Here is a 14,577-nt window from a genome sequence, read left to right as displayed (position 1 = left end):
CGATCCCACATCGCTGGTGGCGAAAACGCGCCGGCTCAAGCCTGTCACCGAAACTGTATCGGACCGCCAGGTCATCGAGGCGAGCATCCGGGAAACCGTCGACGGGGTGGCTCGTATCCGCAGCCAACCCTTTACCCGTATCGAAGCGACGCTTGCTACCGCAGCCACGGCACTGTCCGCCGACATTCCGGCATATGACCCCATCGCCCTGCTCGCACGCAACGAACCGATGCGGGCGGATACAGCCGATCTGGTCAATACCGACATTTATGGTGCCGACGTCGAAGGCGAGGTGACCGTGCGCACCGCATCGCTGCCGCTAACGGCTGTACCCAACCGTGCCATCAACGATGCCCTCGCCGCTCAGTTCGTGCGCCTCAGCGTCGAAGGAGCATATACGGCTGATGAAACCGCACTCATGAGCTACGCCGCGGCGGGCGGCGTGGGGGCCCTGCGCGAACTGGATATGTCCGGACCCGAGGAGATTTCCGCAAGCGTGGCCGAGAACGTAACGGTGATGCCCAAGAGCCTGCCGGGCCAAACGGTCAACCAAACCCGAACCGAACGCATCGTCACCATCCATGAGCAAACCCCGCTCACCGATGAACTTGTCCGCAACGGTTTTACGCAACCCATGGTAGCCGCGGTAACCCGCGCCATGCGCAACGTCTTTCCCGATCCGGTGCTCTCGGCCGGGATGCGATTGCGCATTTTATTCGGTCCCCAGCGCGGCAGCGACACACTCATCCCCTACCGCATGAGCATATATAATGACACCACGCACCGGGTGACCGTAGCGCTGACCGACAGCGGGCAATATGTGCTGGGGATCGAGCCGCCGGCTATCACCTTCCCCGAGGAGGATACCGAAGAGGTCAACGTCGCCAACCTGCCCACGATTTACCGCTCGATCTGGGAGACAGGCCGCAAGCACGACCTTGACGATACCACGATCGACCGCATCGCGGCGATGTTCGCCTACGATGTCGACCTTACACGCCGCGTCCAACCCGGCGATACGATCACCATCCTGCTTTTGGGAACCGCCGACAGCGAGAACCAGGAATTGCTCTATGTGAGCCTGAAGCTGGGCAATACCGTACGTGAGCTCTTCCGGTTCCGCACCGATGACGGGGTTGTCGATTTTTACAATTCGGACGGCGAGACCGGGAAACAGTTTCTCGTGCGCCGGCCGCTCGAAGGGGGAGGCACGTTGCGTTCGCGCTATGGCTACCGCCGGCACCCCGTTTACGGTGACTACCGCCTGCACTCGGGCGTCGACCTGGCGGCGCGTACCGGCACGCCGATCTATGCAGGCGGCGACGGCATCGTCGAGCGCGCGCAGTGGTTCTCGGGCTATGGCCGCTATGTCGAAATCCGCCACGCCAACGGTTATGCCACCGCCTACGCCCACATGTCGGCGATCGCCGATGGCATCACCCCCGGAACGGCAGTGACCCAGGGTCAGGTGATCGGCTATGTTGGCTCGACCGGCGTTTCGACCGGCCCGCATCTGCACTATGAGATCAAGATCAACGGCAACACAGTCGATCCGCTCGCCGTGAAACTGCCCCGTGCCAATGCGCTGCCGCAGCAATATCAACCGGCGTTCGACAACACCGTGGCCCAGATCCGGTCACTCGTCGCCCGCGACGCATCGCCCGACATCACCATCGCCGCAACAAACTAACCCGCCTTTGCCGCGCTCCAGACCGCAAGCTGATTGCCGCCCGGCTCGCGGAAATGGAACCGTCGTCCGCCGGGGAAGTCAAATTGCGGCTTGGTTATCTCTCCGCCAGCCGCCGTTACAGCCGCCTCGGCAGCGTCGAGATCGTCTGCATAAAGAATGACGAGCGGGGAAACAGCGTCGCCATCGGCCTGCGCGATGCCCCCGTCTAGCCCCGCGTTATCGATCGCCTGATAGCTGGGTCCGTAGTCGGTAAAGCTCCAGCCGAACGCCGCTTTGAAGAAAGCCTGGCTTGCGCCAATGTCGCTACTGGAGAATTCAACGTAGTTGATGTCGAGCTTGGCAGGCATGATGCAATCTCACCTTGTATGTTCCGTTTTTGTTCTACCTCATATGTACCGATTCGACAAGCCGACCGCTATGCCGCTCTCGCCGCGTTTTGCAATTCCAGCGAGGACCTAAAATGAGACGTGATGAGATGTCCGACAGCCCTCGGGCTTCGGGGTTTGCAAATGTGGACGGTATGCGGCGAGACGCGCCTCATACTGATTATTAAAGTGCGAGACGAGCCTCGCCGCATACGCCCGGGATTTTTGGCTTGGCGTCCGCTCGGGCTGGGGCCAATCCCCGCCAGGTTTCCCCGGTGACCACAGGATCGCTGTGGCTGGCCACGGTGACGTTTGGGCCTCCGCTGGGACGACTCCCATCGGACCCGGACCGGTCCCGCCCAAACGTTCGTTGCGCCTGCGCCCATCAAAAGCGGGTCCGTGGAAAGCATCATACTTGACGTTTCGGGGGCGGGGATAAGTTTACGAATCGGCGGTCAAAGCGCCAATCCAAACAATAGCTTAAGGGAGCACTACGATGCAGCCTCGCGCCACGCCCGGCCAGATCATCATTCTTAACGGCGCGCCACGGTCGGGCAAGTCATCGATCGCCCGGGTCATTCAGAAGAGCTTTGATGGTGTCTGGATGAATCTCGGCGTCGATGCCTGGGCCGGGGTCATCCCGGAAAAATGCCGTCCCGGTATCGGACTACGTCCCGGCGGCGAACGGCCTGACCTCGAACCGCTGATTTCGGTCCTTTATGCGGCGCTCTATGAATCGATTGCCGCGCATAGCCGGTTGGGGCTCAACGTGGTCGCCGATCTCGGGCATCACGATGCGTATTCCCAACCGCTCGGGATACTGGCCGATTGCGCAAAACGGCTTGAGGGATTGCCCGTGCTGTTCGTGGGGGTGAAGTGCCCAATCGGAACGATCATGGATCGGCGTAACGCGGGGCAGGCAGGACGCGAGGGGCGATATCTCACTGGGACGAAGGAAGAGCCGGTGCCCGCGCCGGTTGCACGGTGGCAGGAGGCCGTGCATGCGCATGGAGAATATGATCTTCAAGTGGATACAGGGGAAGCAAGCGCCGAAGCATGCGCTCTCGCGATCGCGCAATACATTCGGAACCGGCCGACGAGGACAGGTGTCTTTGACCGGATCGGACGGTAGGATCGAAGAGCCACCGGGACCTGGCCCGAACTTCCCGCACTGGTTACGCCCTGCGCTGGTTCAAAGTGGCGACAGTGTGAGAAATCCGGGCTAAGATCGAGCGAAGGCCCGAACCAGAAGATAAAGGCCCGCCAATGCGATCAACGCAAAAACGATATTGTCCAGTGGATCCCAGATCGCCTCGAGCACGATGTCGAGTATGTTGATGTCGAACGCGAAAAAGCCCCAGGCCAAAGCACCTATGATCACAAGAGCGAAGGCCGTCCAGTCCAGGGCCGTCGTCGGTCGCATTTTGCCACCTCGCTAACGTTGCCCGGCCCGCCAATTCTACGCCCTGTGCAGTGTCCCGTCGAGACGATCATGGCGCAGAGCAACGCAGAATAACCGAGCCGGCGCCTCCACGCCTCGCCAGTCAGTGCCGGTCCCCGAAGTAATCCGCACGCAATTCGCCAACAAACCCGCTTTCGAGCGCGCCGACGATCTCCGCCGACACGGGGCGCCGCAGCGCGCTGTTGAGTGGCATACCGAAGCCATATTTTTCAGGCCGAAAGATGGGACCAACCACCTTCACGGGCAGCTCCGGGTGCGAATGCGCGTAATATTCGAGCACCGGCGTATCGCCGATCACCGCGTCGATCCGACCGGAAACAAGCGCATCGACCGAATCGATGGTGCCGTTGAATGTCGTTGCGGAGATGATGGAAGTGTCGACAAAATCCTCGGCCGTACTGCCTGCGGCGACCCCCACCATATGGCCGGGCAGATCGGCGATACTGTTGATCCGCCCGGTAAGCTGCAGCGTTGTCATGACGCTCGTAACCGACGAGGTGACATATGCCAGAACGGCAATACCCGTCACCAACCAGAGTGCTTGCCAGATGCGCCCCACCCAGCCAAAGAGGTTCTTGCGCGATGGCGCCTTTCCCGAGGTGGCAATGGACATGACCGTGTAAAAGCTTTCGGCGAACCCATCGCGCCAACGGCGAGGGAAATCCTGGTCGAAGTACCGGTCGAAAAGCGTGAACCCGATGGTCGCAACGACGATCACGAGCACAATCCAGGCATAGGCCGTGAGATAGCCCGCGTCATTAAGGCCGTTAACGATACCCCAGAAGCCCGTACCCTGGTCGGTGCCGACCATGAGCCGCAACCCCGCATCGTACCAGGGTTGCGTGAAATCGATCCGGTGCGCGCGGTTTTCCGTGATCGTGAGATTGGTGACAGCAACATCTACCTGCCCCTCCTCCGCCGCCTCGACAAGCCCGCCGACGGTATCGAACGCCTGGTATTCGTATGCGTAGCCAAGCTCCTCGGCGACGGTCTCCCAGAGATTGACAGCCATGCCCATATAGCCGTCCTCCTCAACCATGACGAAAGGTGGGCTTTCGTATACGCCGACGGTGAGCGTGTCTTGGGCGGACGTGGGCGCTGCGAACAGCATGGCGGCGCATGCCATGGCAACACAGGCGGAAATTTGCTGGATAATCGATCGTGGCATAACCGAGCCCCCCTGGCTGAGCCAAGATCGTAGCCCGATGATCGCGCCACGTGCAACGTCAGGGGGTTCGACGAACGGGGCAATCGTTTGAAGCCAGCCTCTCCACCTCCGCTCGCTGCCACCGACTTGATCCTACCGGATTCACACATCTCCGTTTGAGGCACCAACCCATGCCACGCGCACGATTTCCCTTCTCCCCTTGAGGGCCTGTTGCGCAGTTTACGGGAAGGTTGATGCGGCAGGCGCAACGGCGACGGAGGCGGTTTTCGGTTTGCCTGATTGGGCGGTTTCGGCTGTTTTGTTGCGGTTTTGCCGGATGGCGGACGCAGCTATGGCGTGATCGCCGCCCAACGTCGCATGTTGAAGGCGATGGCGGCGAGGAGCACCTGGGCGGTTGCCTTGGCGAGACCGCGATAGCGAATGCGGGTCAAGCGCATGCGGTTCTTCCATGTGGCAAAAGTTGTTTCCACCGCCGCCCGGCGTCTTGCGACGAGGCGGTTGAAGCGCTTCAGCCTTGGTGACAGTTTGGGATGGTGCTTGTTGGGCCGTCTCGCCAGCCGTGCCTTGACGCCACGTGCCTTGAGCGCTGCTTCGCGGGCATGGGTGTGGTAGGCCGCATCCGCCCATACCGCCTTCTCGTCGCCGCGGATCAGCCGGTCGGCCGGCGTGGTGTCGTTGACATTGGCCGGTGTGGTGATCACTGCGCGCACCAGGCCGGAGCCCTCGTCGACGCCCACATGGGCCTTGTAGCCGTAGACCGAGCCGCCCTTGCCCTGGCGCTTGGCGAAGCGGGCATCCGCGTCGACGGCCGGGCGCCCGTCGCCTGGCCGCGCCGAGGCGGACGCGATCAGCGTCGCATCCAGCATCGTGCCGCGCTTCAGGATCAGCCCGGCCTTCTCCAACTGCCGGTCGAGTTCTCCGAAAAGCCGCTCCACATGCCCGCCGGCGGACAGTTCGTTGCGGAAACGGCACAGCACCGTGTGGTCGGGAACGCCTTCCTCCAGCGATAGGCCACAGAAGCGCCGGAACGACAGCCGGTCGCAAAGCGCCTCCTCCAGTTCCCGGTCGGAAAGCCCATAGAGCGATTGCAGGATTAGCGCCTTGAACAACACCAGCGGCGGCCAGGCCGCCCGGCCCGGTCCGCTGTCGCGCAAGGGCGCCAAAAACTTCTCGAACCGGTACCACTTCACCAGCCCCGAAAGCCGATCCAGCGCCGTCGACCCGGCCGTCGCGCCGACGACCCCGTCCGCAAACCCAAGCTGACCTGTCCGCTTCACCGCCATGACGATCTCCCAAATCAGATACAAGCAGTGAATCACAATTCGCAAATTGTGCAACAGGCCCCTTGAGGGAGAAGGTGGCCGCGAAGCGGTCGGATGAGGAGTGCGTTGCAGCAAAGCTCGGCCTTTGGTGGGGTTCGAGATGCCGCAGGCACCCCTCATCCGACCCTCGCTGCGCGAGGCCCACCTTCTCCCTCAAGGGGAGAAGGGAAGCTGTGCCTAGGATAAGCCCTGTAGTCTCAAACCAAATTGGGGCCAAGCCCCGCCCAGTTGGAATTGCTGCAGCGAGGGGAGGTGGAAACGCCAGAGCAGGCCTCACGTGTTGGCAGTGCCGTGAGGATGCCGTTCCCATACGAGCGTCTTGAACGCGGACGCACATCCGCCACGCGCGGCGACAAAAAAGGGTCCCACAAAAGAGGGACCCTTTTGTTTAGTTTATTCCGCCGCAGCGTCCACAGGCTCACCTGTGACAACCGGTAAAATCACCAGCCCCTCCTCGCCGGCATCCACCTGCACGGCTGAGCCATCAGCCACCTCGCCCGCCAGCATCTTCTCAGCCAGCGCGTCCTGCACAGACCGCTGGATGACGCGCTTCAAAGGCCGGGCGCCGTAGGCCGAATCGTAGCCTTCATTCGCCAGCCACTCGCGGGCCGCGGGGGTCACCTCGATGGTGATGTCCCGGGCGTCGAGGAGCTTTTGCAGGCGGCCAAGCTGGATATCGACGATCGCACCCATCTGGCCACGCTCGAGACGGTGGAACAGGAGGATTTCGTCAACGCGGTTCAGGAACTCCGGCCGGAAGGCCAGCTTGACGGCGTCCAGAACCTTGCCGCGCACCAGTTCGACAGGCTCGCCCTCGGGCTGGGCGGCGAGAAATTCGGCGCCCAGGTTCGAGGTCATGATGACGACCGTGTTGCGGAAGTCGACCGTATGGCCCTGCCCGTCGGTCAGCCGACCGTCGTCGAGCACCTGGAGGAGGACGTTGAAGACGTCCGGGTGGGCCTTCTCGATCTCGTCGAGGAGGATCACCTGGTAGGGCCGACGGCGGACCGCTTCGGTCAGAACCCCGCCTTCCTCATAGCCGACATAGCCCGGAGGCGCGCCGATCATGCGGGCGACAGCGTGCTTTTCCATGAATTCCGACATGTCGAGCCGGACCATCGCCGTCTCGTCATCGAACAGAAATTGCGCGAGCGCCTTTGTGAGCTCGGTCTTGCCCACGCCGGTGGGGCCGAGGAACATGAACGAACCGATGGGGCGGTTGGGATCCTGCAGCCCGGCGCGCGAGCGCCGAACCGCGCGGGACACCGCTTCGACGGCCTCTTGCTGGCCGATGACGCGCTTGCCAAGCGCTTCTTCCATGCGCAAAAGCTTGTCGCGCTCGCCCTCGAGCATCTTGTCGACAGGAACGCCGGTCCAGCGCGAAACGACCTGGGCGATATGGTTGGGGGTAACGACCTCCTCGACCATTTCGGTGCCCGTACGGTCACTTTCTGCGGCTTCGGCCTCCGCGATGCGCTTTTCGAGGTCCGGAATGACGCCATAGGCCAGCTCGCCCGCACGCCCGAGATCGCCCTTGCGCTGGGCGAGCTCGAGTTCGGTGCGCGCCTGGTCGAGCTGCTCCTTCAGTTTTGTGCCACCTGCCAACCGTTCCTTCTCGGCCAGCCAGCGATGGGTCATCGCATCGGATTCTTCTTCAAGACCCGCCAATTCGGATTCGAGCTTGGCAAGACGGGATTTGGACGCGTCGTCCTCTTCCTTCTTGAGCGCCTCGCGCTCGATCTTGAGCTGAATGATGCGCCGGTCAAGCTCATCAAGCGCTTCAGGCTTGGAATCCACCGCCATACGCAGCCGCGCCGAGGCCTCGTCCATCAGGTCGATGGCCTTGTCGGGCAGGAAGCGGTCGGTGATGTAGCGGTTGGAAAGCGTCGCCGCGGAAACGAGCGCGGAATCGGAAATGCGGACGCCGTGGTGGAGTTCGTATTTCTCCTTCAATCCGCGCAGGATCGAAATCGTGTCCTCGACCGTAGGTTCGTCAACATAGACCGGCTGGAAGCGGCGGGCGAGCGCGGCGTCCTTTTCGACATGCTTTTTATACTCGTCGAGCGTCGTTGCGCCCACGCAGTGGAGTTCGCCGCGCGCCAAGGCGGGCTTGAGCAAGTTCGAAGCGTCCATCGCGCCGTCGGCCTTGCCGGCCCCCACCAGTGTGTGCATCTCGTCGATGAAGAGGATGATCTGGCCGTTGGCGGCAGTGATTTCCGAAAGGACGGATTTGAGCCGTTCTTCGAACTCGCCGCGATATTTCGCGCCGGCGATCATCGCGCCGAGGTCGAGGGCGAGGAGCTGCTTGTTCTTGAGCGATTCGGGCACATCGCCATTGACGATGCGCAGCGCCAGGCCCTCGGCGATTGCGGTTTTACCAACGCCGGGCTCGCCGATGAGCACGGGGTTGTTCTTGGTGCGGCGTGAAAGCACCTGGATGGCGCGGCGGATTTCCTCGTCGCGGCCGATGACGGGATCGAGCTTGCCATCGCGGGCTTCGCCGGTGAGATCGCGGGCATATTTCTTGAGCGCGTCATAGGTGTTTTCCGCGCTCGCGGAATCGGCGGTACGACCTTTGCGGATTGCGTTAATGGCGTCGTTGAGCCCGTTTGCGGTGACCCCAGCGGAGGCGAGGATCTTGCCTGCATCGGTATCCTTTTCGATCACCATGGCAAGCAGTAGCCGCTCGACGGTGACGAAACTGTCGCCAGCCTTGTCCGCGGCGCTTTCGGCGGTTTCGAGAATGCGCGCGGCTTCACGGGAAAGATAGATCTGACCATTGTCGCCGGAGACCGAAGGGATCTTTTTGAGCCCCTCTTCGACGCCCGCGCGCACGGCCTGCGCATTGCCGCCGGCGCGCTCGATCAACCCCGTGGACATGCCTTCGGGATCATCAACGAGGACTTTAAGGATATGGAGCGGCACGAATTGCTGATGGCCGCGGCCGAGCGCCAATTGCTGTGCACTCTGGATGAAGCCGCGCGTGCGCTCGGTGTATTTTTCAATGTTCATCGCTTCAACTCTCCCTGTCTGGCACGTCGCCCCCGTCCGTTTCCGGCCCAGGATTGGCGAACGCCCGAAGCGTTGGATTTTACGCTCAGCCCGCTTGGCGGCACTGATCGAAGTCAAAAAGAGATATAGGCACGGGTTGGAAAAGAAAAAGGGCCGGGAGAAAAACCCGGCCCTTTTTCATATTCGGTTGTTTACCGCAGCGTTTATTCCGCGGCGGCCTCGCGGCCCGCTGTCAGGAAGGCGGGAAGCTCGCTCGTTTCGGCAGATGCCTCTTCGGTGGCCTTCTTGCGCGGGCGGCGGGTGCGCTTGGGCTTGTCTTCGCCGCCGGCAACCGGAGCAGCCTCTTCGGCGGCAGCCGGCTTGGCCTCGGCTTCGGCGCCTTCGGCCGCTGCGGCCTCATCGGCCTTGGCCCGGCGCGGGCGACGCTGGCGCTGCGGACGGCGCTGCTCGCCTTCGGCGGCTTCATCGCCCTGCGTGGCACCATTGGCCTGCGACGCCTGCTCGTCCTCGCGCGCGACAGTTTCGCTCTGGCGCGCAACCTGCTCGCCCGTGCCCTCGTCGTCCTCGGGCGTCGTGTCGGTCATCTGTTCGGTGCGCGGCTGGTACTGGCCCTGCGCAGCCAGAATGATGCGGAAATAATGTTCGGCGTGCTGGAGATAGTTCTCCGCCATCACCCCGTCCCCGGAAGCCGTGGCATCACGGGCAAGCTGGACGTATTTCTCGGCAATGTGCGCGGCGTTGCCACGGATTTTGACGTCCGGGCCGTTGCTCTCGTAATTGCGCGACAAAGGGTTATTGCCGCCCCCGCGACGTCCGTTATTCCGGCCGCGCGAACGCTGCTTGTTGTTCTGCTGGTTTGGTCTCATCTGCTCGCTTCAACACGTTTCGTGTAGGTATGCGGTACGGGTCTAACGTTTTGTCCCAATGGGGCGCACCGCGCATTTCTCTTGCGGCAGCGCATGGCATCGAGCCCGCAATACCCGGTAAAAGGCCTGCGCCGTGCCGATCGCTCTCTCAGGCTTCCCCAAAAAGGCTGTGTGATCACACCACCCTGTTTTTGCGCATGGGTTCTTGTCCTGAACCGTATCGCCTGCCGGCTATGTCGTTTGCCGCCAATGTGAGGGTGGGTACCACCGCCGCGCATCAAGCGCTGCGTCAGCGAGGGCAACCTAACCGCTTCTCTCCCCCATTCCAAGGGAAAATTTCGTATCTGTGCGAATCTGCCACCTCTATTCGCCAAGGATTGCATTTGTGCACTGTGCGGTGACCATCCGGTTATGACCTGCAAGGTCGCGTTCGACTGTGACATCGCCAAAACCCGCTTCATGCAACAACTGGGTAACGGCCGCGCCCTGATCGAATCCGATCTCAAGCGCAAGTGCGCCAGCCGGGTTCATGAATCGCCCGGCTTGCGCAGCGAGGATGCGATAGGGCGCAAGCCCGTCTTCGCCTCCATCGAGCGCCAATGTGGGATCGAAATCCCTTACATCTTTGTCCAGCGTGCCAAGCACGTCAGTCGCGATATAGGGCGGATTCGACACGATCAGATCGAACCGTTCGTCGTCCGAGACGGGTGCAAACCACGCACCTTCGCGAAACTCGGCCCGCCCGGACAATCCCAATGTCCGTGCATTGTCCCCAGCTTGCCTGACGGCATCTCCGGCAAGGTCGATACCGACCCCGCTGGCACCGGGTAGAGTGTCCAGAAGCGCCAGAAGGATGCATCCCGTGCCGGCACCCAGGTCAAGCACGCGCGCGCCGGGTTTATCCTTAAGCCGCGCGATGCCGAAATCCACGAGCATTTCGGTTTCGGGCCGCGGCACGAGCGTCGCCGCGTTGAGCCCGAACGAGAGCCCGTAGAATTCCTGCCGCCCAAGAATACGGGCGACCGGCTCACGCGCCATCCGCCGCGCGATCAGAGCGTCAAATCGCTGTGCGGCCTCGGCGGATATCGGATCTGGTTCTGAAAGGATCAGACGCGTCTGGTCGATCCCCAATACGTGTCGCATCAACACTTGGGCATCGCGAGCCGCCGATTCAAGACCGGCTGACGAAAGAGTGTCCCGCCCTGCGCGCCAGGTCTGGCCGATGGTCGCGCGCCCGGCCATTATCCCCCGCCTTCCATCGCCGCCAGTTGCGCAGCCTGGTTTTCGGTAATGAGCGCATCGATGATCTCGCCCAGCGCCTCGCCTGCGATCACCTGCGGAAGCTTGTAGAGCGTCAGATTGATCCGATGGTCCGTCACACGCCCCTGCGGGAAGTTATAGGTCCGGATACGCTCGGAGCGGTCGCCCGAGCCGACCTGGTCGCGGCGGCTTTCCGCGCGCTCGGCGGACGCCTTCGTTTCCTGTTCTTCGTAAAGCTTGGCGCGCAGCACCTTCATCGCAGTCGCGCGGTTCTGGTGTTGGGATTTTTCTGAGGACGTGACGACGATCCCGGTCGGGATATGCGTTATGCGCACCGCCGAGTCAGTTGTGTTGACATGCTGACCGCCCGCACCGGAAGCGCGCATGGTGTCAATGCGGATGTCCTCGGGACGGATTTCGATATCGATGTCCTCAACCTCGGGCAACACCGCCACGGTCGCCGCCGAAGTGTGGATGCGTCCGCTCGCTTCGGTGTCCGGCACGCGCTGCACACGGTGCACCCCGGATTCGTATTTGAGCTTGGCGAACACCCCGCTGCCCGAAATCGTCGCGATGATTTCCTTATACCCCCCGGCATCGCCTTCGGAAGCTTCCATGACCGTCACACGCCAGCCCTGGCTTTCAGCGTAGCGTTGATACATGCGGAAGAGGTCACCGGCGAACAGCGCCGCCTCATCGCCGCCGGTGCCGGCGCGCACTTCAAGGATGGCGTTCTTTTCGTCCGCGGCATCCTTGGGGAGGAGGAGAATGCGGATTTCCCCGACGAGTGTTTCGATCTTCTCTCTGAGTTCCGTCATCTCTTCATAGGCGAGATCGGCCATTTCCGAATCGCCCGATTCGTAGAGTTCCTCGGCGCCCTGCAAATCCTTGAGGGCCTGCTTGTAGACGCGGATCTTCTCGACCACCGGATTAAGCTCGGCATATTCCTTGGAAAGCCGGACGTAAGCGTCAGGATCGGGATTGGCCGACATGCCATGTTCGACCGCGTCGAAACGGCGCTCCAGCGCATCAAGCTTGTCATTTGGCAGTTGTGCCATTGCGTCAGACCCAAACTGTTCGAAAAGCCGCTAAAGCGAGAGCTTCTGGCGCTCTGCGACGTCCATCAGGAACTCGCGCACCGTCACTGCCCTGTCGCCATGCGTCAGAAAGGCTTCCATATCGGCTTTAAGCGCCTTGAGATCAAGTCCGAGGATCATTTCCTTGATCGGACCGATCGAGGAGGCGCCCATGGAAAGCCGCGTCATACCGATCGAAAGCAGTGCCAAGGCTTCGATCGGACGGCCCGCGAGCTCGCCGCACATGGTGATCGGCTTGCCATGCCGCGCCGCAGCGTCGACGATTTGCTTGAGCGCCCGCAGCCTCGGCCGGGCGATGGGATCGTAGCTGCGCGCCACGCGGGGATTGGCGCGGTCGGCTGCGGTCAGGAACTGGATGAGATCGTTCGATCCGATTGAAACGAAATCGGATTCCGGCAGGAGTTCGTCGAGCTCGAACAGAACCGAGGGCACCTCGATCATCGCACCGATCTTGAGCGGGTCCGGCAGGGCCATGCCCAGCTTGGCCATCCGGGCGCCCTCGCGTTCGACGACGCGCTTGACCTTGAGGAATTCGACCGTCTCGGTGACCATCGGCACGAGCATGTTGAGCGGCCCGCCATCGGCCGCCTGCAAAAGCGCGCGCACTTGCGTGCGCAACAGGCCGGGCCGGTCGAGCGCGAGCCTTAGACTCCGCCAGCCCATGGCCGGGTTTTCCTCGGCCATCGAGCGCATATAGGGCACGACCTTGTCGCCACCGATATCGAGCAGGCGGAAGACGATGGGCTTGCCGTCCACAAGCCGAATGGCTTCTCCGTAAAGTTCCACCTGATCCTTGATGCGCGGCATTTTCGACGCGATCATGAATTGCAGCTCGGTACGGAAGAGGCCCACCCCATCCGCACCGGTTTCCTTGAGCGCATCCATGTCGGCCAAAAGCCCGGAATTGTGCAAAAGCGTGATCGGCTCGCCGTCGAGGGTGATCGCCGGCTTGTCGCGCAACGCCGCATAGTGCGCGCGCCGCTTGGCCGAAAGCCGCACCTTGTCGATATACGTCGCCTCGAGATCGGGCGAAGGGCGGACATGCACCTGCCCTGTAAATCCGTCGACGATGATGTCGTCGCCGTTTTCGCACATCGATACGATCGAATCCGCCTGCCCGACGGCAACAAGCCCGACCGAGCGCGCAACGATGGCCACATGCGCGGTCGCGGCACCTTCTTCAAGCACCACCCCACGCAGCTTGGTGCGGTCGTATTCGAGCAGCTCGGCCGGCCCCATATTGCGCGCGACGAGGATGGCATTGTCCGGGAGATCCTTGCCCGAATCTCCGCCGTCGCCGGTCAGAATGCGCAGCAGCCGGTTGGCAAGGTCGTCGAGATCGTGCAGCCGATCCCGCAGGTAAGGATCGGTCTGGCGCAACATGCGCGCGCGGGTATCGTTCTGCACGCGCTCGACCGCGGCCTCGGCGGTGAGCCCCGAATCGATCGCCTCCTCGAGACGCCGCGCCCAACCCCGGTCATGGGCGAACATGCGATAACTTTCGAGAATCTCCCGGTGATCGGAAGGAATCTGCATGTCCCCCGAATTGAACATATCGTCGATCGAGACGCGCATCTTCTTGAGCGCCTCGTTGAGCCGCTCCTTTTCCGCTTCGGTATCATCGGCGACGAAATTGGTGACGACGACGCGCGGGTCGTGCAGCACCGCCTGCCCCAAGGCGATGCCCTCTGAAAACCCCACACCCTCGAACACGCGCGGACGCCGCAGGTCGATATCCGAACCCGGCGTGATGAGCGCGTCGAAATCGGCGGTCGAGATCATCTCCGCAAGGATGGTCGCCGTCGTCAAAAGCGCTTCGGTTTCATCCTCGCCATAAATCCGCCGGTCCTGGTTCTGGACGACCAGCACCCCCAACGTCTGCCCGGCGCGCAGAACAGGCACACCGAGGAACGAGAAGAACGGATCTTCTCCCGTTTCCGGGCGATAGGCGAAGGCCGGGTGCTCGGGCGCGTTCTGAAGGCTCAGAGGTTCGGCTTCCGCCGCGATGAGGCCGACAAGGCCCTCGCCCAGCCGCAGTGTGGTCAAGTGAACCGCGTCGCGCTTGAGCCCGTGTGTTGCGAAAAGTTCGAGCGCGCCGTCATCGCGCAGAACATAGAACGAGCACACATCGGCCCGCATGTTCTCGGCAATGAGATCGACGATCTTGTCGAGGCGTTCCTGGCTTGCCAGCGGCTCGGCCATGGTTTCGCGCAACTGGCGCAACAAAATGCGCGGACCGCCAATTGCTGTGACCATAAACCCCACCCCGGCGTCATGCGCCGTCCCGCTGGAAATCGTCAGAGCGTTTCCAGGAAAAGTTGACAGACTTTTCCGG

At 62.2% G+C, this 14,577-nt stretch carries 11 protein-coding genes (1 of these 11 running past the window's edge); 2 read left to right on the top strand and 9 right to left on the bottom strand.

What is annotated here, in order from left to right; translation table 11 throughout:
* Positions 1–1,690, top strand: partial view of a M23 family metallopeptidase gene (locus LG281_RS14195; RefSeq protein ID WP_404401796.1) — the 3' portion only. 266 nt of this gene lie to the left of the window's left edge; only the last 1,690 of its 1,956 coding nucleotides appear in the window; its start codon lies off the left edge, out of view; it ends in the stop codon at positions 1,688–1,690.
* On the opposite strand, the gene LG281_RS14190 is transcribed toward LG281_RS14195, so the two are convergent.
* A complete protein-coding gene (locus tag LG281_RS14190) occupies positions 1,687–2,037 on the bottom strand; it encodes a VOC family protein (RefSeq protein ID WP_404401794.1) in 351 nt (116 codons plus the stop codon). The two genes, LG281_RS14195 and LG281_RS14190, sit on opposite strands and share 4 nt — an antisense overlap.
* 514 nt (positions 2,038–2,551) lie before the next feature.
* On the opposite strand from LG281_RS14190, the gene LG281_RS14185 reads away from it, so the two are divergent.
* Complete coding sequence (locus LG281_RS14185; RefSeq protein WP_404401792.1) at positions 2,552–3,187, top strand: chloramphenicol phosphotransferase CPT family protein; 636 nt, start codon at positions 2,552–2,554, stop codon at positions 3,185–3,187.
* 90 nt (positions 3,188–3,277) lie between these two features.
* Here the strand turns inward: LG281_RS14185 and LG281_RS14180 are convergent, their stop codons facing one another.
* From LG281_RS14180 to ptsP, 8 genes are all read right to left on the bottom strand, one after another.
* On the bottom strand, positions 3,278–3,478 hold the full coding sequence (locus LG281_RS14180; RefSeq protein ID WP_404401790.1) for a DUF378 domain-containing protein: 201 nt from the start codon (positions 3,476–3,478) through the stop codon (positions 3,278–3,280).
* A 121-nt stretch (positions 3,479–3,599) separates the two neighbouring features.
* Entirely contained in the window at positions 3,600–4,685 is a 1,086-nt protein-coding gene (locus LG281_RS14175) for a transporter substrate-binding domain-containing protein (protein ID WP_404401788.1), read from the bottom strand.
* Positions 4,686–5,014: 329 nt separating this feature from the next.
* Positions 5,015–5,968: an IS5 family transposase gene (locus LG281_RS14170; protein ID WP_404400976.1), complete on the bottom strand. Its 954-nt coding sequence runs from the start codon at positions 5,966–5,968 to the stop codon at positions 5,015–5,017.
* Positions 5,969–6,400: 432 nt separating this feature from the next.
* The gene (gene clpB / locus LG281_RS14165; protein ID WP_404401786.1) at positions 6,401–9,019 is read right to left on the bottom strand and encodes an ATP-dependent chaperone ClpB; all 2,619 of its coding nucleotides are present in this window, start codon (positions 9,017–9,019) and stop codon (positions 6,401–6,403) included.
* A gap of 203 nt (positions 9,020–9,222) precedes the next feature.
* Complete coding sequence (locus tag LG281_RS14160) at positions 9,223–9,885, bottom strand: DUF4167 domain-containing protein (RefSeq protein ID WP_404401784.1); 663 nt, start codon at positions 9,883–9,885, stop codon at positions 9,223–9,225.
* A 363-nt stretch (positions 9,886–10,248) separates the two neighbouring features.
* On the bottom strand, positions 10,249–11,127 hold the full coding sequence (prmC, locus tag LG281_RS14155; protein ID WP_404401782.1) for a peptide chain release factor N(5)-glutamine methyltransferase: 879 nt from the start codon (positions 11,125–11,127) through the stop codon (positions 10,249–10,251).
* Positions 11,127–12,203 carry a peptide chain release factor 1 gene (prfA, locus tag LG281_RS14150; RefSeq protein ID WP_404401780.1) on the bottom strand — a complete coding sequence of 359 codons (1,077 nt, stop codon included), beginning with the start codon at positions 12,201–12,203 and terminating at the stop codon, positions 11,127–11,129. Before prfA ends, prmC begins: the two co-directional genes overlap by 1 nt.
* A gap of 30 nt (positions 12,204–12,233) precedes the next feature.
* The gene (gene ptsP, locus LG281_RS14145) at positions 12,234–14,498 is read right to left on the bottom strand and encodes a phosphoenolpyruvate--protein phosphotransferase (RefSeq protein ID WP_404401778.1); all 2,265 of its coding nucleotides are present in this window, start codon (positions 14,496–14,498) and stop codon (positions 12,234–12,236) included.
* Positions 14,499–14,577 lie beyond the last annotated feature (79 nt).

Origin of the sequence: Pelagibacterium halotolerans, assembly GCF_044811015.1 — a bacterium.
Lineage (GTDB): Bacteria > Pseudomonadota > Alphaproteobacteria > Rhizobiales > Devosiaceae > Pelagibacterium > Pelagibacterium halotolerans_A.
This window is presented reverse-complemented; position numbering and strand designations above follow the sequence as displayed.

Coding starts and splice junctions, on each gene's coding strand:
- prmC (WP_404401782.1), bottom strand. CDS start 11,127: ATGGCCGGGCGCGCGACCATCGGCCAGACCTGGCGCGCAGGGCGGGAC.
- clpB (WP_404401786.1), bottom strand. CDS start 9,019: ATGAACATTGAAAAATACACCGAGCGCACGCGCGGCTTCATCCAGAGT.
- LG281_RS14185 (WP_404401792.1), top strand. CDS start 2,552: ATGCAGCCTCGCGCCACGCCCGGCCAGATCATCATTCTTAACGGCGCG.
- LG281_RS14170 (WP_404400976.1), bottom strand. CDS start 5,968: ATGGCGGTGAAGCGGACAGGTCAGCTTGGGTTTGCGGACGGGGTCGTC.
- prfA (WP_404401780.1), bottom strand. CDS start 12,203: ATGGCACAACTGCCAAATGACAAGCTTGATGCGCTGGAGCGCCGTTTC.
- LG281_RS14160 (WP_404401784.1), bottom strand. CDS start 9,885: ATGAGACCAAACCAGCAGAACAACAAGCAGCGTTCGCGCGGCCGGAAT.
- LG281_RS14190 (WP_404401794.1), bottom strand. CDS start 2,037: ATGCCTGCCAAGCTCGACATCAACTACGTTGAATTCTCCAGTAGCGAC.
- LG281_RS14175 (WP_404401788.1), bottom strand. CDS start 4,685: ATGCCACGATCGATTATCCAGCAAATTTCCGCCTGTGTTGCCATGGCA.
- LG281_RS14180 (WP_404401790.1), bottom strand. CDS start 3,478: ATGCGACCGACGACGGCCCTGGACTGGACGGCCTTCGCTCTTGTGATC.
- ptsP (WP_404401778.1), bottom strand. CDS start 14,498: ATGGTCACAGCAATTGGCGGTCCGCGCATTTTGTTGCGCCAGTTGCGC.